At 56.0% G+C, this 18,108-nt stretch carries 16 protein-coding genes; 13 read left to right on the top strand and 3 right to left on the bottom strand.

Going from position 1 to position 18,108, the window contains the following annotated elements; translation table 11 throughout:
• The first annotated feature begins 23 nt into the window (after positions 1-23).
• From ACK41V_RS09720 to ACK41V_RS09700, 5 genes are all read left to right on the top strand, one after another.
• Positions 24-665: a c-type cytochrome gene (locus ACK41V_RS09720; RefSeq protein ID WP_409781272.1), complete on the top strand. Its 642-nt coding sequence runs from the start codon at positions 24-26 to the stop codon at positions 663-665.
• Between the two features lie 148 nt (positions 666-813).
• A complete protein-coding gene (locus ACK41V_RS09715) occupies positions 814-2,967 on the top strand; it encodes a cytochrome c biogenesis protein ResB (RefSeq protein WP_409781269.1) in 2,154 nt (717 codons plus the stop codon).
• The gene (ccsB, locus tag ACK41V_RS09710) at positions 2,964-4,307 is read left to right on the top strand and encodes a c-type cytochrome biogenesis protein CcsB (protein WP_409781266.1); all 1,344 of its coding nucleotides are present in this window, start codon (positions 2,964-2,966) and stop codon (positions 4,305-4,307) included. Before ACK41V_RS09715 ends, ccsB begins: the two co-directional genes overlap by 4 nt.
• Before the next feature lie 160 nt (positions 4,308-4,467).
• Entirely contained in the window at positions 4,468-5,472 is a 1,005-nt protein-coding gene (gene msrP, locus ACK41V_RS09705) for a protein-methionine-sulfoxide reductase catalytic subunit MsrP (protein ID WP_409781263.1), read from the top strand.
• A 61-nt stretch (positions 5,473-5,533) separates the two neighbouring features.
• Positions 5,534-6,193: a sulfite oxidase heme-binding subunit YedZ gene (locus tag ACK41V_RS09700; RefSeq protein ID WP_409781260.1), complete on the top strand. Its 660-nt coding sequence runs from the start codon at positions 5,534-5,536 to the stop codon at positions 6,191-6,193.
• 77 nt (positions 6,194-6,270) lie between these two features.
• Here the strand turns inward: ACK41V_RS09700 and ACK41V_RS09695 are convergent, their stop codons facing one another.
• Both ACK41V_RS09695 and lptM read right to left on the bottom strand, forming a co-directional pair.
• Positions 6,271-7,098, bottom strand: a complete 828-nt coding sequence (locus tag ACK41V_RS09695; RefSeq protein ID WP_409781257.1) for an MBL fold metallo-hydrolase — start codon at positions 7,096-7,098, stop codon at positions 6,271-6,273.
• Positions 7,099-7,265: 167 nt separating this feature from the next.
• Positions 7,266-7,484, bottom strand: a complete 219-nt coding sequence (gene lptM, locus ACK41V_RS09690) for an LPS translocon maturation chaperone LptM (protein WP_409781254.1) — start codon at positions 7,482-7,484, stop codon at positions 7,266-7,268.
• Positions 7,485-7,496: 12 nt separating this feature from the next.
• Between lptM and cyaY the strand changes: the two genes are divergently transcribed.
• Positions 7,497-7,826 carry an iron donor protein CyaY gene (gene cyaY, locus ACK41V_RS09685; protein ID WP_409781251.1) on the top strand — a complete coding sequence of 110 codons (330 nt, stop codon included), beginning with the start codon at positions 7,497-7,499 and terminating at the stop codon, positions 7,824-7,826.
• A gap of 84 nt (positions 7,827-7,910) precedes the next feature.
• On the opposite strand, the gene ACK41V_RS09680 is transcribed toward cyaY, so the two are convergent.
• Positions 7,911-10,310, bottom strand: a complete 2,400-nt coding sequence (locus tag ACK41V_RS09680) for a penicillin-binding protein 1A (RefSeq protein ID WP_409781248.1) — start codon at positions 10,308-10,310, stop codon at positions 7,911-7,913.
• A gap of 271 nt (positions 10,311-10,581) precedes the next feature.
• On the opposite strand from ACK41V_RS09680, the gene ACK41V_RS09675 reads away from it, so the two are divergent.
• From ACK41V_RS09675 to aroB, 7 genes are all read left to right on the top strand, one after another.
• Positions 10,582-11,661, top strand: a complete 1,080-nt coding sequence (locus ACK41V_RS09675; RefSeq protein WP_409781245.1) for a pilus assembly protein PilM — start codon at positions 10,582-10,584, stop codon at positions 11,659-11,661.
• Entirely contained in the window at positions 11,658-12,278 is a 621-nt protein-coding gene (locus ACK41V_RS09670) for a PilN domain-containing protein (protein ID WP_409781242.1), read from the top strand. Before ACK41V_RS09675 ends, ACK41V_RS09670 begins: the two co-directional genes overlap by 4 nt.
• Position 12,279: 1 nt before the next feature.
• Positions 12,280-12,945 carry a type 4a pilus biogenesis protein PilO gene (locus tag ACK41V_RS09665; protein WP_409781239.1) on the top strand — a complete coding sequence of 222 codons (666 nt, stop codon included), beginning with the start codon at positions 12,280-12,282 and terminating at the stop codon, positions 12,943-12,945.
• A 32-nt stretch (positions 12,946-12,977) separates the two neighbouring features.
• Entirely contained in the window at positions 12,978-13,487 is a 510-nt protein-coding gene (locus ACK41V_RS09660; protein ID WP_409781374.1) for a pilus assembly protein PilP, read from the top strand.
• The gene (gene pilQ, locus ACK41V_RS09655; RefSeq protein WP_409781236.1) at positions 13,484-15,616 is read left to right on the top strand and encodes a type IV pilus secretin PilQ; all 2,133 of its coding nucleotides are present in this window, start codon (positions 13,484-13,486) and stop codon (positions 15,614-15,616) included. The genes ACK41V_RS09660 and pilQ overlap by 4 nt, the downstream gene beginning before the upstream one ends.
• Before the next feature lie 19 nt (positions 15,617-15,635).
• Positions 15,636-16,802: a hypothetical protein gene (locus tag ACK41V_RS09650; RefSeq protein WP_409781234.1), complete on the top strand. Its 1,167-nt coding sequence runs from the start codon at positions 15,636-15,638 to the stop codon at positions 16,800-16,802.
• Between the two features lie 170 nt (positions 16,803-16,972).
• Complete coding sequence (aroB, locus tag ACK41V_RS09645) at positions 16,973-18,064, top strand: 3-dehydroquinate synthase (protein WP_409781231.1); 1,092 nt, start codon at positions 16,973-16,975, stop codon at positions 18,062-18,064.
• Positions 18,065-18,108: the final 44 nt, after the last annotated feature.

Raw genomic sequence — 18,108 nt, 5'->3', positions numbered from 1 at the left:
GCACATAAACACAGACCCTCGATATGAAGTTGCTCGCCTCTTTGCTGACGGCTGCCGTACTGGCAGCACCTGTTTTTTCGGCCTATGCAGCAGGGGAAACTCCTGCGGCGCCCCCCAAGGCGGCCAAACCGGATCTCGTCAAGGGCGAGGCCAGCTACACCGCGGTGTGTGCGGCATGCCACGGCGCAGACGGCAATTCGGCCATTGCAGCCAACCCCAAACTGTCGCAGCAGCACCCGGAGTATCTGGTCAAGCAACTGCACGAGTTCAAGTCCGGCAAGCGCAACAACGCCATCATGAAGGGCTTTGCTTCGGCCCTCACCGATGACGACATGAAGAACATTTCGTACTGGGTGGCTTCCAAGGCAGCCAAGCCGGGGTTCGCCAAAGAAAAAGAACTGGTCTCGCTGGGTGAGCGCATCTACCGCGGTGGCATTGCAGACCGCCAGATCGCTGCCTGCGCTGGCTGCCACAGCCCCAACGGCGCTGGCATTCCTGCCCAGTACCCCCGTCTGTCGGGTCAGCATGCCGACTACACGGTGGCGCAGCTGAACATGTTCCGCGATGGATCGCGTGGCAACAGCACCCAGATGACACAAGTGGCCGCCAAGCTGAACGACAAGGAAATCAAGGCTGTGTCGGATTACATCGCTGGCCTGCGCTGATTGACCTTTGCCAAACGGTGGCCCTTTAAGGTTTTTTGAACCGGGCCACACGGAACCTACCGCCAATAACAAACCCAAAAAGGGCGGGTCCATCGACTAGATGGTCCCGCCCTTTTTCTTTCGCGCCCCGCTGCTCCTTTTTTCCTCCATGTCCGACAACACCCAAGGCCTTCTCGTCAAGTCTGGTTCCCAGGCGTGGCGTGCCGCGATCGAACTGCTGTCGTCGATGCGGTTCGCCATTTCGCTGTTGACGGTGATCTGCATTGCCTCGGTGATTGGCACAGTGCTCAAGCAGCACGAACCTGCGGCCAACTACGTCAACCAGTTCGGCCCCTTCTGGGCGGAGCTTTTTGCGGCGATCCAGCTCAACGCGGTGTACAGCGCCTGGTGGTTTTTACTCATCCTGGCGTTTCTGGTGCTCAGCACCTCGCTGTGTATTGCCCGCAACACGCCCAAGATCCTGATCGACCTCAAGGTCTACAAGGAAAACATCCGCGAACAAAGCCTGAAAGCCTTTCACCACAAGGCCGAGGCCGAACTGCCCAAAAGCGCCGAAACCGAAGCGCGCCGCATTGGCACGATGCTGGCCGGTGGTGGCTGGAAGGTGCGCCTGCAGCAACGCGACACTGCAGCCGGTCCCGGCGCCGGTTGGATGGTGGCTGCCAAGGCGGGCGCCGCCAACAAACTGGGTTACATCGCAGCGCACAGCGCCATCGTGCTGGTGTGCGTAGGCGGTTTGCTGGACGGCGACCTGGTCGTGCGTGCGCAGATGCTGCTGGGCGGCAAATCCGTCTACACCGGTGGGGGGCTGATCGCCGACGTGAAGCCCGAGCACCGCCTGTCCGAGCGCAACCCCACCTTCCGCGGCAACCTGCTGGTGGCAGAAGGCACGCAGTCGAGCACGGCGATCCTGAACCAGTCCGACGGCGTGCTGCTGCAAGACCTGCCGTTTGCCATCGAGCTCAAGAAGTTCATCGTGGAGCACTACTCCACCGGCATGCCCAAGCTGTTTGCCAGCGAGATCATCATCCACGACAAGGCCACGGGCGAGAAAACGCCGGCCCGCGTGGAAGTGAACCATCCGGCGAGCTACAAAGGCATCGAGATCTACCAGTCAAGTTTTGACGATGGCGGCTCGCTGCTCAAGCTGCGCGGCGTGCCCATGGTGGCGGGCGCCAAGCCCATTGATGTGGAAGGCGTGGTGGGCAACTCCACCCAGCTCACCAACAACGGCGGCGCCCCGGGCAGCGACACCTTGACGCTGGAGTTCACCGCGCTGCGCACCATCAATGTCGAAAACTTTGCCGGTGCGGGCCCTGGCAGCACGGGCGTCGATGTGCGTAAGGTGGATCTGCGCGAGTCCGTCGAGTCGCGCTTGGGCGCGGCCAACAAGACCGTCACCAAGAAAGAGCTGCGCAACGTCGGCCCCAGCGTGAGCTATAAGCTGCGCGACGCCGCAGGCCAGGCGCGCGAGTTCCACAACTACATGCTGCCCGTGGATACCGGTGATGGCGTCGCTGTGTTCTTGCTGGGTGTGCGCGAGACGCCCTCCGAGCCATTCCGTTACCTGCGTGTGCCCGCCGACGACAAAGGCAGCATGGACGGTTTTTTGCGCATGAAAACCCTGCTGGCCGACCCCGAGGCGCGTGAGCAGGCTGTGCGCCGCTATGTGGCGCAGGCCATTGATACCTCGCGCCCCGACCTGGCAGACCAGTTGCAGCAGTCTGCATCGCGCGCGCTGGCCCTGTTTGCGGGCCAGGGCATGGTCGATGGCAAGCCCACCGGCGGCCGGCAGGGCGGGTCGGCCTTCATGGGAGCCCATGTGCCCGAGGCCGAGCGCGCGCGCGCAGGCGAGGTGCTGGTGCGCATTTTGAACGGCACCTTGTTCGAGGTGGCCCAGCTCTCGCGCCAGCGCGCCGGGCTGCCCGCCTTGCCGCAGGACGACCAGACACAGGGATTCATGACCCAGGCGGTGCTGTCGCTCAGCGATGCGCAGATTTACCCCGCGCCCCTGGCGTTTGAACTGAAAGACTTCACCCAGGTGCAGGCCAGTGTGTTCCAGGTGGCGCGAGCCCCCGGAAAGAACATTGTTTATCTAGGCTGCGCCTTGCTCATTCTGGGCATTTTCGCCATGCTCTACGTGCGCGAGCGGCGCATCTGGGTCTGGCTGGCGCCGCAGGACGGCCGCACCCACGCCACCATGGCCTTGTCGACCAACCGCAAGACGATGGACGGCGACCAGGAGTTTGTCCAGCTCGCACAGAAACTGATCGGGGCCGCGCCCCGCGAAGGCAAAGCATGAACACCGCCACGACAACGACAACCACCATCTCCCTGAACGAGGGCTTTTTTGCCCGCCGCAACTGGTTCGACTGGCTGTTTGCCGCCATCGTGCTGGTGGGCGGCCTGTATGCGCTGCAGCGGTATGGCAGCTTCATGGATGGCTACGAAAAAGGCATTCTGCTGGGCACCATTCCATGCACCATCTGGCTGTGCTGGTTCTGGCGGCCGCTGCGCGGACTGTTGCTCATCGTGGCGGCGGTGGCGTTGATGGCCATTGGCCTGTATCAGCAGGACGGCGCAGGCAGCTTGGCGCGGGCCGAAACCGTGTTTGGTCTCAAGTATTTTCTGTCCAGCCAGTCCGCCATTCTGTGGATGAGCATGCTGTTCTTCATGAGTACGGCGTTTTACTGGATCGGTATGTTCTCGCGCGGCGAAGGCCGCACCATGAGCCTCATTGGCTCGCGCCTGGCGTGGGTGGCCGTGGCCATGGCGCTCATCGGCACGCTGGTGCGCTGGTACGAAAGTTACCTCATCGGCCCGGACATCGGCCACATTCCGGTCAGCAACCTGTACGAAGTGTTTGTGATGTTCTGCTGGATGACGGCGGCGTTTTATCTGTATTACGAGCAGCAGTACGACACGCGGGCGCTCGGCGGTTTTGTGATGCTGGTGGTCAGCGCTGCCGTGGGCTTTTTGCTCTGGTACACCGTGGTGCGCGAAGCGCATGAGATTCAGCCGTTGGTGCCTGCCCTCAAGAGCTGGTGGATGAAGCTGCATGTGCCCGCCAATTTCATCGGCTATGGCACGTTTGCACTGGCCGCCATGGTCGCCTTTGCCTACCTCATCAAGCAGCAGGCCACGGAAACCCGCTGGTACAAGCTGGCACCGCTGTGGCTGCTGGGCGTGGTGCTGTGTTTTGAGCCCATCGTGTTCCGCCAAGGCGCGACGGAAAGCGGCGGCAGTTACTGGATGGTGTATTTCGGCATCTCGGCGCTGATCGTGGCGGGCATCCTGCTGGGCCGCAAGCGCATTGCAGAGCGCCTTCCGTCGTTCGAGATCCTGGACGATGTGATGTACAAGTCCATCGCCGTGGGCTTTGCCTTTTTCACCATCGCCACCGTGCTGGGCGCCTTGTGGGCCGCCGAGGCCTGGGGCGGTTACTGGAGCTGGGACCCCAAGGAAACCTGGGCGCTGATCGTCTGGCTCAACTACGCCGCCTGGCTGCATATGCGCCTCATGAAGGGCCTGCGCGGCACGGTGTCGGCCTGGTGGGCACTGGTGGGCTTGGCGGTCACCACGTTTGCCTTTCTGGGTGTGAACATGTTCCTGAGCGGCTTGCACAGCTACGGCACGCTGTAACGGCCAAGGTGAAGACGTGGGGTGAGGCGGTGGTCAGGGATCTGGGCTAGGTCAGCAACTATTGCGTCTTCGGTGTAACCTGAACGGTCCAGGGAACGAACTAACAGTTGTACTGCTCTACCGCACAGCTGTTTCAACCAGAGAATCACCGGAGGCCCCCATGCTGATCCCCCCTCGCAACAACGGGTTCAATCACCCAACCCCCTCCGAAATCACCCCGCGCGCGGTCTACGAAGACCGCCGCCAGATGCTCCGGCTGATGGCCGGGGGTGCGGCCGGTGCCGCCATGGCGGCCTGGGCGGGCCGCGAGGCGATGGCGCAACAGGCGCAGGTGGCGCGCCCCGGCAAGCTGGCTGCGTTGGCGGGCGCCAAGTCGACAGTCGCTGGCGCCATGTCCATGGAAAAACTCACCGACTACAAAGACGCGAGCACCTACAACAACTTCTACGAGTTCGGCACGGACAAGGCCGACCCCGCGCGCAACGCCCATACGCTCAAGACCACACCGTGGACGGTGGAAGTCGAAGGCCTGGTCAAGAAGCCGGGCAAGTACGGCATTGAAGATTTGCTCAAGCTGAGTGCGCAGGAAGAACGTATTTATCGCTTGCGCTGTGTAGAGGGCTGGTCCATGGTCGTCCCGTGGGTCGGTTACTCGTTGGCAGAGCTCATCAAGCGCGTGGAGCCGCAGGGCAACGCGAAATACGTGGAATTTGTGACGCTGGCCGACAAGACCACCATGCCTTTTGTGGGCTCGCGGGTGCTGGACTGGCCTTATGTGGAAGGTCTGCGCATGGATGAGGCCATGCACCCTCTCACGCTGCTGACGTTCGGCATGTACGGTGAGGTGTTGCCCAACCAGAACGGTGCGCCGGTGCGCCTGGTGGTGCCGTGGAAATACGGCTTCAAGAGCGCCAAGAGCATCGTCAAGATCCGTTTTGTCGAAAAAGAGCCAGGCACGGCCTGGAACAAGGCGGCCAAGCAGGAATACGGCTTTTATTCCAACGTGAACCCCGAAGTGGACCACCCCCGCTGGAGCCAGGCCACCGAGCGGCGCATTGGCGAAGACGGCCTGTTTGCCAAGAAACGCAAGACACTGATGTTCAACGGCTACGAAGCCCAGGTGGGACAGCTCTACGGGGGCATGGACCTTAAGAAGTTTTACTGATCCTTTGTCTGATGCGTCCGGTGCGCTCGCGCCCTCCGGTGAGCCTCGGACGCTCGATCCCATGCGAAAACTTCTGCTCCATCCCGCCGCCAAACCCGTGGCGTTTGTGCTGTGCCTGCTGCCGCTGGCCTGGCTGGTTTACGCCGCGCTGGCGAACCAGCTGGGCGCCAATCCCGCCGAGGCGCTGATCCGCGCCACAGGGGACTGGACGCTGCGCGCGCTGTGCCTGGTGCTGGCAGTCACCCCGATGCGGGTGCTCACGTCGACCCCACAACTGGCCCGGTTTCGGCGCATGTTCGGCTTGTTCGTGTTTTTCTACGCTGTGCTGCATTTGCTCAGCTACAGCTGGTTTGACATGGGGTTTGATGTGGCCGACATCGTGCGGGACATCATCAAGCGGCCCTTCATCCTCGTCGGCTCGCTGGCGCTGTTGCTGCTGACGCTGCTGGCGGCCACCTCTTTCAACCGGGCCATCAAATCCATGGGCGCCAAGCGCTGGCAGGCACTGCACCGCACGGTGTATGCCGTTGCGGCGCTGGCGATTCTTCACTTCTTCTGGATGCGCGCGGGCAAGAATGACTTTGGCGAGGTGGCGGTGTACGCAGCCATTCTTGCGGCACTGCTGGGGTGGCGCGTCTGGAACGTGCTGCGCAAGCGGCGTGCTGCACGGGCAAGGGCCTCATCTGCGGCTGCGTCCCGCGCATCCGCTCGCGTCAATTAGGTAGTTTGCTATAAAATATATAGCTATTAGCGCTTATTGGATAAGCGCTAGAGGCCTATTTGACTCATATTTTCGAGTCAACGAGCCATTTGCGGCAGGGCCGGGCGCATCTGGCGCGTGACGGGGTCGATAAAGGCCGTAGGGATCTGGTAGGCCCTGTCGTCAAACAGATCGATGCCACACATCAGGTTTTCGATCCAGTGGAAGAAATCGTTGATCGCTTCCTTGCCCACGATGGGGGCGCCGTGTTGCGGCACCAGCATCGAGATGTCCAGCTGCCGTGCCATGCGCGTCCACATGCGCAGGATCTTGTTGGACACCATGTACCGGCGGTGAAACCCTTCCATGCGCGGAATGTGCGCCTTGAGATCGGTGATGGGCACGCGCGCTTCGGCGCCCGACATCATTGACACCCCGAGGTCTCCGGTGAACAAGATGCGGCTTACCGGGTCATAGAAGTGAAAGTTGCCTTCGGAGTGCATGAAATGCGCGGGCAGCAGCACCAGCTCATGGCGTCCCAGCGGCAGATGGCCGCCGCTGTCGGGCACGCCGATGACGCGGTTTTCCGTCTTGCCCACCTTGGTGAAGTGCGGCGCAAAACGCTCCCACACCCGCGAGATCACCAAATGGGCCTTGGTGCTTGTCATCCACCGGTCGAGCGATGCAATGATGTCCGGGTCGGCATGGGAGGCGATCACGTACGACAGCTTTTGGGGCGGGAAATGTTGGGTCATTCCTATGAACAACTCATTGAATGCGAGGTTGCCGCCCGGGTCGATGATCGCGCCCGTGTCGTCGTCCACAATCAAAAACTGGTTGGCTTGCACCGCCTGGCCGTCCTCTTCAATGAGGTCGGTGAACATCAGGCAAGCATGGTTCTTGTCGCGGTAGAGTTCGATGGCCATGGCCGTCCTGCGGTGCAATAAAGCGCAGACTGTACGAGTGCCACGGCGTCGGGTGCTTGATGGAGATCAAGCGAAGAGAGAATGACCACGCACGGTGGTCTTAGAACCTGTTCAAGGTCTTTTCGGCGACCCCGAAAAGACCTTGAACGGTTCTTACACCCGTGCTCTCAGCGGGGAGCTGATGCGGCCGGGGCTGCGGCGGGTGCCGTTACTTCTGCAGCGGAAGAACTGCCGCCCGGAGTGAGCGTCTGCGGCAAGGTAGCCCTCTGGGTGGCCGCTGGCCCGGTGGGCAGAAACAGTGGCCCACGTTGTCCGCAACCTGCAAGGGCCGCCGCACTGGCAGCAAGGACAAGTGTCCTGACTAGAATTTGGGAAGCTTTCAACATGCGCAAATTGTAATGACCGACCTTGAATTTCTGGACCACGCCGAAAAACTGCTTGCCGGCGTCGAGCGCAGTTGTGACTGGATCAATGACACCACCGACGCTGATGTCGACGCCCAGCGCTCAGGCGGTATGGTGACCCTCACATTCCCCAACCGCAGTCAGATCGTGATCAACCTGCAAAAGCCATTGCATGAGGTCTGGATGGCCGCAAAGTCTGGGGGGTACCACTACCGGTTTGATGGCAGCCTGTGGCAAGACACCAAAGGAGCGGGGGAGTTCTTTGCATGCCTCAGCCGCGATGCGGCTTTGCAGTCCGGGCTGCCGCTGGCCTTTACTGCCTGACCCTGTGTGAGCAGCGTGCCGGGACGGGCAGCTGCTCAGTTGGGGTTGATCGGACTGTGGGAAATGAGGGGATGAACCGATCAATCAGTTGCGGAACAGATCGAGAATTCGGCTGCGTTCCTCTGCGGGCGGTGGCGTTGTGGGTGCCACCGCTGGGGATGCCGATTTATCATCCAGCCCGACGCTTCCCACGCCCCCGTTGCGCGCGTATTCGTCGTAGAACCATTCGCCCCCTACGTTCACCACGCCAGGGGGTACTGGTGTCTCCATCACGGGCACGCCTTTGAGTGCCTGCTGCATAAAACTGATCCAGACGGGCAGGCTGAGCCCGCCCCCCGTCTCGCGATTGCCAAGGTTGCGCGGTGTGTCGTAGCCAATCCAGGTCACCGCCGCGATGGTCGGTTGGTACCCTGCAAACCACGCGTCCCACGAATCATTGGTCGTTCCTGTTTTCCCGTACAAATCGGGCCGTTTGAGCGTGCCCTGAGCGCGTGCAGCTGTTCCGGAGCGAGTCACTTCTTGCAGCAAGCTGTTCATGATGAAAGCGTTGCGCGCATCAATGGCCCGCGGCTGTTCGCTGGTCACTGGGGGCGTGGTCTCGGAGATGACGCGGCCTTTGTGATCCGTGACCTTGGTGATAAGCCAAGGGTTCATGCGATAGCCGCCATTGGCAAACACGGAATACCCAGCTGCCACCTGCAACGGCGTCACGGAGCCTGCGCCCAGCGCCATGGTCAGATAAGCAGGATGTCGATCCGCATCAAATCCGAACCGCGAGACCCATTCCTGCCCCGCCTTGGGGCCAACGGCCTGGAGCACACGAATGGAGATCATGTTCTTGGACTTGGCGAGCCCGGTGCGCAGGCTCATAGGGCCATCGTATTTGCCGTCGTAGTTCTTCGGTTCCCACGGTTGGCCGCCTGTCACGCCGGCGTCAAAGAAAAGGGGAGCGTCGTTCACGATGGTCGCTGGTGTGAACCCCTTCTCCAGGGCCGCTGAGTAGATAAAGGGCTTGAAACTGGAGCCTGGCTGGCGCCACGCTTGCGTGACGTGATTGAACTTGTTCTTGTCAAAGTCAAACCCACCCACCAGCGCACGAATGGCTCCGGTACGAGGATCCAGGGCAACGAAAGCGCCCTCGACCTCCGGCAGCTGTGTGATTTCCCAGGTGTTTTTGGGCGTCTTGACTACACGGATCACCGCTCCGCGACGAATCTTGATGTTGGGGGGGGCTTTGTCACCGAGTCCTGATTGGGCGGGCTTGAGCCCATCGCCCACAATCTCCAGCGCATCGCCGTTGGCACGTGCCGCAACGATCTTGCGCGCACTCGCCTCCAGCACGACTGCCGAGAGCACGTCGCCGTTGTCCGGGTGGTTGGCGAGCGCGTCGTCAATGGCGTCCTCAACCTCTTGGGCAGCGGTGGGGAGCGCTACAAACTTTTCAGGGCCACGATACTGCTGTCGTCGCTCGTAGTCCATGATGCCCTTGCGCAGCGCCCCATAGGCCGCGTCCTGCTCGGCGGCGTTGAGCGTGGTGTAGACGTTCAATCCTCGGGTGTAAGCCTCGTTCCCGTACTGAGCAAAGATGAGCTGCCGCGCCATCTCCGCCACGTACTCTGCGTGCACTCGCGTGTTGTCCGGGCCCGAGCGGATCTTCAGCTCTTCTTTCTTCGCATTGACCGCATCTTGTGCAGAAATGAACCCGTTCTCCTGCATGCGTTCAATGATGTAAAGCTGGCGCGAGCGAGCACGCTTTGGGTTACTGATGGGGTTGTAAGCCGAAGGCGCCTTGGGCAACCCTGCCAGCATGGCCGCCTCTGCAATAGAGACGGATTTAAGCGGTTTACCAAAATAAGCCTCTGAAGCCGCTGCAAATCCATAAGCCCGATTGCCCAGATAAATCTGGTTCATGTAAATCTCAAGAATTTGGTCTTTTGACAACAAATGCTCTAATTTGAATGTCAGTAAGATTTCGTAAATTTTGCGTGTGAATGTTTTTTCTGAAGAGAGATAAACATTGCGAGCCACCTGCATCGTGATGGTCGAAGCCCCTTGGCTTTTCACTTTGCCTAAATTTGCAAGACCCGCTCGCATCACGCCTTTGTAGTCGACGCCGCCGTGTTGAAAAAAGCGAGTGTCCTCAATGGCGAGGACGGCATCCTTCATGACCTTGGGAATCTCTCCAATCGGTGTGAGATTGCGCCGCTCTTCCCCAAACTCTCCCAGGAGCGCGCCTTCTGAAGAGTAGACCCTCAAAGGCAGTTTCGGCCTGTAGTCTGCAAGGTCAGAGATGTCTGGAAGATTCGGATAGGCCACTGCAAGGGCCACGGCGATCGTCAGAACAAGTGCCAGCGCGCCCGCCGCGGCAAGCCCTGTCAACCAAAGAAAAACGCGGAAAACCCAGTGAAGCCAAGTGGGGAGTTGTCGTGTTGAGGTGCTGTCCGATTTCTTCTCGGAGGGTTTCGAGGGGGAGGTCCGCGGCATATCGCTCCGATGGGGTAAGACAGTGCATTATAAAAAATGTCTGACCCAAGGACGACTGAAATGCGTCGCCTGTGGTTCTGTCGAACTTGCCGAAAGGCGCTTCACTCGCGCTAAGTGGCGTTGCATCAAGACAAATTTCCGTCTGCTTTTGGCAACGCTCCAAAGGTGTTACAGCGGGAAAATTCTTTGCCGGAGAACTATCTTACTGATAGCATTCATGTGAAGTGTTAAGTTTTGTTGCCTCATTTCGGCAAGTTACAGGGGACCAATCTTGAGCTCAATGGGGTCTTTGTTCAGTCGCCAGTCTGCACCGCTGCTGGGAATCGATATCAGCTCTTCTAGTGTCAAGCTGGTCGAGTTGGGTCGTGATAAGGCGGGTAGTCTGGTTCTAGAGCGTTGTGCTATCGAGCCGCTGGAGCGCGGTTGGATCACCGACGGCAATATCGAGAAATTCGATGAGGTTGCAGACGCCTTGCGTCGACTGGTTAAAAAAAGCGGTACCAGAACGAAAAACGTCGCACTCGCGCTTCCACCGTCTGCGGTCATTACCAAGAAGATCACCTTGCCTGGTGGAATGACAGAGCAAGAGCTTGAAGTGCAAGTTGAATCCGAGGCCAATCAATACATTCCATTTTCGCTAGACGAAGTGAGTTTGGACTTCTGTGTGATTGGGCCGAGCAAGAACGCGCCTGGGGATGTCGACGTGCTGATCGCAGCTTCCCGACGTGAGAAAGTTCAAGATCGCCAAGGCCTGGCGGAGGCCGCAGGGCTTAAGCCTGTTGTTGTGGACATCGAGTCCCATGCCTCTCGACTCGCTGCGGGGCGACTGATCGAAGCATTGCCCAAAAACGGCGTAGACGCCATGGTGGCACTTTTCGAGGTTGGGGCCTTAACTACCAGTATGCAAGTCATCCGAAACGAAGAAGTTTTGTATGACCGCGACCAAGCTTTTGGCGGTGCCCAGTTGACACAATTGATTGTCCGCCAATACGGGTTTTCGGTGGAAGAGGCGGAGAGTAAGAAGCGCAATGGTGACCTGCCAGAAGATTATCAAGCGGCAGTTCTGCGTCCATTCGTAGACAGCATGGCTCAAGAAATTGGAAGGGCATTGCAGTTCTTCTTTACCAGTACGCCGCACAACCGCGTGGACCACATCATGCTTGCTGGGGGCTCGGCTCCTCTGCCTGGGCTGACTGAAGCGGTTACACAGCAGACTGGGTTTGCTTGCAGCGCGGTCAATCCTTTCGATGGTATGGAAATCGGAAGTTCCGTCCGATTGAAAAAAATGGTCCGTGAAGCACCGTCTTACCTGACGTCTTGTGGGTTGGCCATGCGGAGGTTTTTGCAGTGATATTGATTAATTTACTTCCGCACCGGGAGGCTGCACGTAAGCGCAGAAAAGAGGCTTTTCAGGCTACGATGTTCGCGTCGTTACTGGTCGGTTTGGCAATCTCTGGTGCGATTTACTGGTGGTTTCAGATAATGATCACGGATCAGCAGGAGAAAAACATTTTTCTTCAAGGCGAAATTAAGGTGCTAGAAAGCCAAATAAAGGAAATTGCTTCTATTGAAGAGGAAATAGCTTCGCTGCAAGCGCGGCAGAAAGCGGTTGAAGATCTGCAGTCGGACAGAAATTTGCCTGTGCATTTGCTAAACGAGTTGGTTCAACAACTACCAGACGGCGTTTACATAACCAACCTGCGGCAAGCCGGGCAAACTATTACCATGCAAGGAATGGCGCAATCTAATGAACGTGTTTCGGAAATGCTTCGAAACATTGCGAGTAATACTCCATGGTTCACGAAGCCCGAGCTTATTGAAATTGTTGCTAATAATTTGTCCTTGACTCCGAGGGATCAGCGGCGCGTAGCTACGTTCAATTTGCGATTCCAATTGGTGCGAGCAAGCGAAGCGCAAAAGGCTATTAACGCAGCGAGCTCAAATGCCTCTGCTTCGGGGGGGAAATAGCATGGCAAGAGGGACTAAAGAAAATTTTAATTTCTCTGAGGCTATGAATGGTTTTCAGAGGCAGTTCAAGAATTTGGATACCAAAGATCCATCACTTTGGCCCAGCTTACCAAAAGGGTTCTTGTGCCTTTTCATCGCTGCGGCAGTCTCGACTGCGCTTTGGTTTATTGTCTTGGCTGATTACGAAGTCGAACTGAATTCGGAGCGAACGAAGGAAGTCGCATTGCGAGAAGATTATCAGAAAAAACTAGTAAAAGCCGTTAGCCTAGAGGCCTTGAAGAAGCAGCGAGAGCAGATTCAGCAATACGTAATTCAACTTGAAAAGCAACTCCCAAGTAAAGCTGAGATGGCGGCGCTTTTGTCTGATATCAATCAAGCTGGGCTAGGGCGCAGTCTTCAGTTTGAACTATTTCGACCAGGTCAGATTATTGTTCGGGATTATTACGCGGAGCTACCAATTTCGGTGCGTGTTTCTGGTCGGTATCATGATATTGGCTCGTTTGCGTCCGATATAGCGCATCTTTCACGAATTGTAACAATCAATAATATTTCTATTACCCCGTCGGCACGAGATAGCGCAAGCCTCACAATGGACGCGACGGCTAGAACTTTCCGTTATTTGGATCCCGAGGAAATCCAAGCTCAGAAGACTGGGGCGAAAAAATGAATTTTAACGGTCAGCGCCGCCTTCTCATCTTGATGACGCTTCTTGTTGGGGGGTGCGTACCTACGGGTAATGATGAGCTGCGTGCTTGGATTTCAGAGCAACGTGCAAATACTAAGTCCCGAGTTACTGCGCTCACTGAGCCAAAAAAGTTTGTTCCGCAAGCATATTCTGCTGAAGGATCTGTTGAGCCTTTCAATCAGGTCAAGTTAACTCAAGCATTGCGTCGCGATTCGACGCAAATTGCTTCAAATGCTACGCTTATCGCTCCAGAAATGGCTCGGCGAAAAGAAGCGTTAGAAGCTTTTCCTTTGGATGTTATGGCGATGGTTGGGAGTCTTAATAAGACCGGGAACCCTACGGCTTTGCTTAAAGTTGATAATCTTCTCTATCAGGTTAAGCAGGGAAATTATCTCGGACAAAATTACGGAAAAATAGTAAAAATTACTGAAAACCAAATTCAGTTGCGTGAAATAGTACAGGATGCGACCGGTGACTGGATGGAGCGTATTACATCGCTTGATCTGCAAGAGGGGAAAAAATGAAATACACTAGCGTTAATATTCTTCGCCACTGCCGATGTGCTTTGGTTGGTTTGTCTCTTGCGGTCGCGGGTCTGTCAGTTCAGGCGCAATCGGCGATCCAGCAGATTTCTGGCCATGTTCAGGGAGGGTTCGAAGTAGTACGAATCGATCTCAATGAAAGTATGAATTCAGTTCCTACCGGTTTTGCGATCCAGTCTCCGGCTCGAATTGCCTTAGATTTTCCAGGGGTCGCTAACTCTACTGGGAGGTCTAATTTCGATATCAACCAAGGTAATTTGAGGTCTATTTCTATAGTTCAAGCTGGCGATAGATCTCGTGTCGTGCTCAATTTGAAATCGCCTACCTCTTATCGCGCAGAGCTACAGGGCGCCTCGATATTTATAACTCTGGACCCGGTTTCGGGTGGCTCTGTAGCAGGGGCAATTAACTCATCATCAATTCCCGAAAGTTTTAGCTCTGAAATTGTGCCGCTGAAGGACATCGATTTTAGGAGAGGGGCCGACGGATCGGGCCGAGTTGTTATTGCTTTGGGAAATTCGCAAGTAGGCGTTGATCTCCAGCAGCAAGCTAAAGGGGTTACGATTGAATTTTTGCGCTCTTCACTGCCTGAGGGTCTGCGACGGAAGTTAGACGTGACGGATTTTGGCACGCCTGTGCAGCTCGTGACGACGTCTCAAGTCGGCGAGCGTGTCAGGATGAACATCGAGGTGAATGGCGACTGGGAGCACAGCGCATACCAAAGCGACAGTCAGTTTGTTGTAGAGGTACGTCAGAAAAAGGTAGATCTAAGTAAGTTAACCCAGGGGCCAGGGTACAGCGGTGAAAAGTTGTCTCTGAATTTCCAAAATATTGAGGTTAGATCGCTCTTGCAGGTAATTGCAGATTTTACTAATTTCAATATTGTCACTTCAGATACGGTGACTGGGTCTCTGACTTTGCGATTGAAAGACGTACCCTGGGATCAAGCGCTCCAGATTATTATGGATGCCAAGGGTTTGGGGATGAGGAAATCTGGCACGGTGCTTTGGATTGCTCCTAAGGACGAGATAGATGCTCGCACCAAAAAAGACTTTGAGGCGGTTCAAGCGATCCAGAAGTTGGAGCCTCTCCGAACACAAGCTTTCCAATTGAACTATGCCAAAGCCGCCGATATTTTGGCTCAATTGGCCACCAGCGCTTCCGGAGGTAGCGTTTCCACAAGATTTTTGTCTGAGCGGGGTAGCGCTATTTCAGAGCCACGCACCAATCAGTTATTTGTTACCGATACTGCGGCGAAAATAGAAGATGTGAGGCAGCTACTTGCTAGTTTAGACGTGGCTGTACGTCAGGTAATGATTGAAGCGAGAATCGTTGAGGCGACGGATACCTTCGGACGCTCTTTGGGTGTTCGACTGGGTGGCGCAGATTTGCGTGCGGGCCGAGGCGGGGATGGGGGATATGGAATTGGAGGGGCTAACCGCGTAGCCTTTGGTACCAGCTACACGAATGCAGTTGCGTCCAGCGGCGCAGGTGGGGCAGTTAATACATCGGGCAACTTTGTTAACTTGCCAGCGCAAGCGGTTGGCGGATATGATCCATCAAGTTTTGCAATCTCAATTTTTAATTCTGCGGCAAATCGCTTTTTGAATCTCGAGATTTCTGCTCTTGAAGCAGATGGTAAGGGTAGGATAGTTTCAAGCCCGCGCGTTGTGACCGCAGATCAGACTAAGGCTTCTATCGAGCAGGGGACCGAGTTTCCGTATCCTGTTACTGCTCCAAATGGGGGGACAGTTATAGCGTTCAAGAAAGCGGTGTTGAAGCTTGAGGTAACTCCTCAAATTACGCCCGAAGGAAATATTATTCTTGACTTGGACGTCAATAAAGATAGTCCTGGCGAGGTTCTCAATAACGTAAGAGCTATTAATACCAAGCATATTAAGACCCAAGTACTCGTAGAGAATGGTGGAACGGTTGTTATTGGAGGCATTTTTGAATTATTTGAGGATAGTTCCGAGAGCAAGGTCCCTCTCTTAGGTGATTTGCCTGGGGTTGGGAACTTGTTTAAAACTCGTACTAAATCGATGAATAAACAAGAAATGCTGGTCTTCATTACTCCAAAGGTAATTTCTGAAAATGGGCCTCGGCGTTGAATATCAATGGTGAATTAATATGAAAATAATCTCTAAAATATTTTTCTCGGCCGCTGTGTTGTTTGTGGCAGCCTGTGGTGGTGGTGGTGGGGGAGAAGGAACGCCCAATGGGGCGGCCGCGGTACTCCGTTTGTATCCACCGATTTCGGGAATTTCGCTGCCGGTGGGTGCCGCAGGTTCTACCGGAGTTGAGGTGCGTGGTGGTAAGGCGCCCTATACGATTACTAGTTCTGATGCATCTGTTGACGTCGGTTTGAGTTCAGATAACTTCGTTTTGGTCAGCGGGGAAGGTGACGGAACATCAGAAGTTGTTGTTTATGACTCAAGCTTGCCGGTTCAGCAAGTTAAGATTTCTGTGACTGCCAAGGCTGTCCCAATTACAAGCAACGTGGGGCAGGCAGTTAACCTTGCCATTGGTGAAACGCGCAGCTTGAGCCTTCGCGGCGGCGTCAGCCCTTACACGGTGGCAACTTCTGACGCGAGTGTGGTGAGTGCCAGTATTTCCGGTGCCACGATTACTTTGGTAGGGCAGCCGAAGGGTGGTTCTGCCAAGATTTTGGTTACAGACGCCGCTGGTGCCACTTTCGAAATCAGTGTGACCGTCGAAGCCGTGCGCACAGTAGCGTTGACTTTGACGCCAAGTGCGGTAGCTGGGGTCGTGGGTGGTACGAATAGTCTGGCAATTGCCGGTGGAAAAGCGCCTTACACAGCGAGCTCATCCAATACATCGGTGGCTTCCGCCTCTTTGGCTGGGTCGGCAGTATCTGTCGGCCTGCTTGCTGCAGGTACTGCCACCATCAGCGTGACTGATGCCACAGGCGCGGTAGTTAGCGCTACTGTTACAGTGACTGCCGCCCCTGTAGTTGCCGCACCACTGACGGTGTCGCCTACCAATCAAGTGGTCTTGGACTCGAGCAACGTGAATGTCACGTACTTGATTACAGGTGGTACAGCCCCTTACAGCGCTTTGGTTAGCCCAACGGATTCGGCGATCCACGCCGTGACCATCGATAATGTTTCCACGCCGCCTAGGGTGACCGTGGGTTTGCAGGCAGGACAAGACCGTTGTATTGCTGCTGCCAGCCCTGACGTGGTCATTCCGATCGATATTTACGATGCGAAGCTTGTGAAGCAGACGATCACTTTGACCATCCGGGATGACACTGGACCGGCAGCTTGCATCTGACATACTGCAGCTTGTAAAAAGGCCAACCTATAGGTTGGCCTTTTTTATTATTTAATCCATCAGAAATTCACCTCTCTAGTTAGCGTGTGTCTTGAGTCCACGAAATGCCGTTTCTCTTCTTGTTGCTAGCTCGTACTTCGTGTTAATTGATTTATCGCCTTAGAAAGTTTATGCGTTCTGTAAAAATATTTCTTGACAGTCGTAGTTATGAAATTTCCATTGGTTCTGCGATGGATTTAGGTGAGGTACTGCTGTCTTCGGCTATGAAGAAGAATGTGGCTGTTGTGGTAACGAACGCAACAGTTGCACGCTTGCATCTGTCTAAGGTGCTCGTTGCTTTGCATAAGACATTCAACCGTGTAGAGGTGGTTGAAATTCCCGATGGAGAACAGTTTAAGACGTGGGATTCGCTCAACCAGATTCTGACGGCGCTACTGAGTTGGGGCTGCGACCGCGGGACGGTACTATTTGCGCTGGGTGGTGGGGTCATTGGCGACGTGACTGGATTTGCCGCTGCCACTTACATGCGGGGAATTCCTTTTGTGCAGTTGCCCACCACGCTCTTGGCTCAGGTGGATTCATCAGTCGGTGGCAAGACGGCCATCAACCATCCACTTGGCAAGAACATGATTGGGGCGTTCTATCAACCGCGCGCTGTCGTCTGTGACTTGCAATACATGGATACGCTGCCGTTGCGTGAGCTTCAAGCTGGTATCGCTGAAGTCATCAAGTACGGGCCCATACATGACATGGTGTTCTTTCAGTGGCTAGAAGAGTCGATAGAAGCCGTGTTGGCCAAAGACGAGGACGCGTTGGCTCACGTAGTGCAACGCTGCTGCGAGATCAAGGCGCAGGTGGTTAGCTCGGATGAGCGCGAATCCGGGCAGCGTGCCGTCTTGAACTTTGGCCACACGTTTGGACATGCCATCGAAGCGGGTATGGGTTATGGCGTCTGGTTACATGGCGAAGGCGTGGCTGCAGGCATGGTGATGGCTGCAGAACTTTCGAAGAGGCTTGGGTTGGTAGATGAGTCGTTTGTCCGACGACTCACGCGCCTGATCGGACGTGCGGGGCTGCCCACGAAGGGCCCGGTCATCGACGCCGTAGATAATGCTGGCCGCTATCTTGATTTGATGCGTGTAGACAAAAAATCCGAGGCTGGTGAAATTCGATTTGTGTTGATTGACGGGCCGGGTAAAGCAATAGTGCGACCCGCACCGGATTCGCTGGTGCGGGAAGTGATCGATGCCTGCTGCAAATGAATCGGGTCATCGCTCTCTGAGGGGGTGTCTATCAATAAAAGTAG

This window comes from Acidovorax sp. (genome assembly GCF_046291265.1).
Taxonomy (GTDB): domain Bacteria; phylum Pseudomonadota; class Gammaproteobacteria; order Burkholderiales; family Burkholderiaceae_C; genus Acidovorax.
This window is presented reverse-complemented; position numbering and strand designations above follow the sequence as displayed.

Bases quoted from the DNA above. Each gene is read 5' to 3' on its own strand.
- ACK41V_RS09720 (WP_409781272.1), top strand. From the start codon at position 24: ATGAAGTTGCTCGCCTCTTTGCTGACGGCTGCCGTACTGGCAGCACCT.
- ACK41V_RS09715 (WP_409781269.1), top strand. From the start codon at position 814: ATGTCCGACAACACCCAAGGCCTTCTCGTCAAGTCTGGTTCCCAGGCG.
- ccsB (WP_409781266.1), top strand. From the start codon at position 2,964: ATGAACACCGCCACGACAACGACAACCACCATCTCCCTGAACGAGGGC.
- msrP (WP_409781263.1), top strand. From the start codon at position 4,468: ATGCTGATCCCCCCTCGCAACAACGGGTTCAATCACCCAACCCCCTCC.
- ACK41V_RS09700 (WP_409781260.1), top strand. From the start codon at position 5,534: ATGCGAAAACTTCTGCTCCATCCCGCCGCCAAACCCGTGGCGTTTGTG.
- ACK41V_RS09695 (WP_409781257.1), bottom strand. From the start codon at position 7,098: ATGGCCATCGAACTCTACCGCGACAAGAACCATGCTTGCCTGATGTTC.
- lptM (WP_409781254.1), bottom strand. From the start codon at position 7,484: ATGTTGAAAGCTTCCCAAATTCTAGTCAGGACACTTGTCCTTGCTGCC.
- cyaY (WP_409781251.1), top strand. From the start codon at position 7,497: ATGACCGACCTTGAATTTCTGGACCACGCCGAAAAACTGCTTGCCGGC.
- ACK41V_RS09680 (WP_409781248.1), bottom strand. From the start codon at position 10,310: ATGCCGCGGACCTCCCCCTCGAAACCCTCCGAGAAGAAATCGGACAGC.
- ACK41V_RS09665 (WP_409781239.1), top strand. From the start codon at position 12,280: ATGGCAAGAGGGACTAAAGAAAATTTTAATTTCTCTGAGGCTATGAAT.
- ACK41V_RS09660 (WP_409781374.1), top strand. From the start codon at position 12,978: ATGACGCTTCTTGTTGGGGGGTGCGTACCTACGGGTAATGATGAGCTG.
- pilQ (WP_409781236.1), top strand. From the start codon at position 13,484: ATGAAATACACTAGCGTTAATATTCTTCGCCACTGCCGATGTGCTTTG.
- ACK41V_RS09650 (WP_409781234.1), top strand. From the start codon at position 15,636: ATGAAAATAATCTCTAAAATATTTTTCTCGGCCGCTGTGTTGTTTGTG.
- aroB (WP_409781231.1), top strand. From the start codon at position 16,973: ATGCGTTCTGTAAAAATATTTCTTGACAGTCGTAGTTATGAAATTTCC.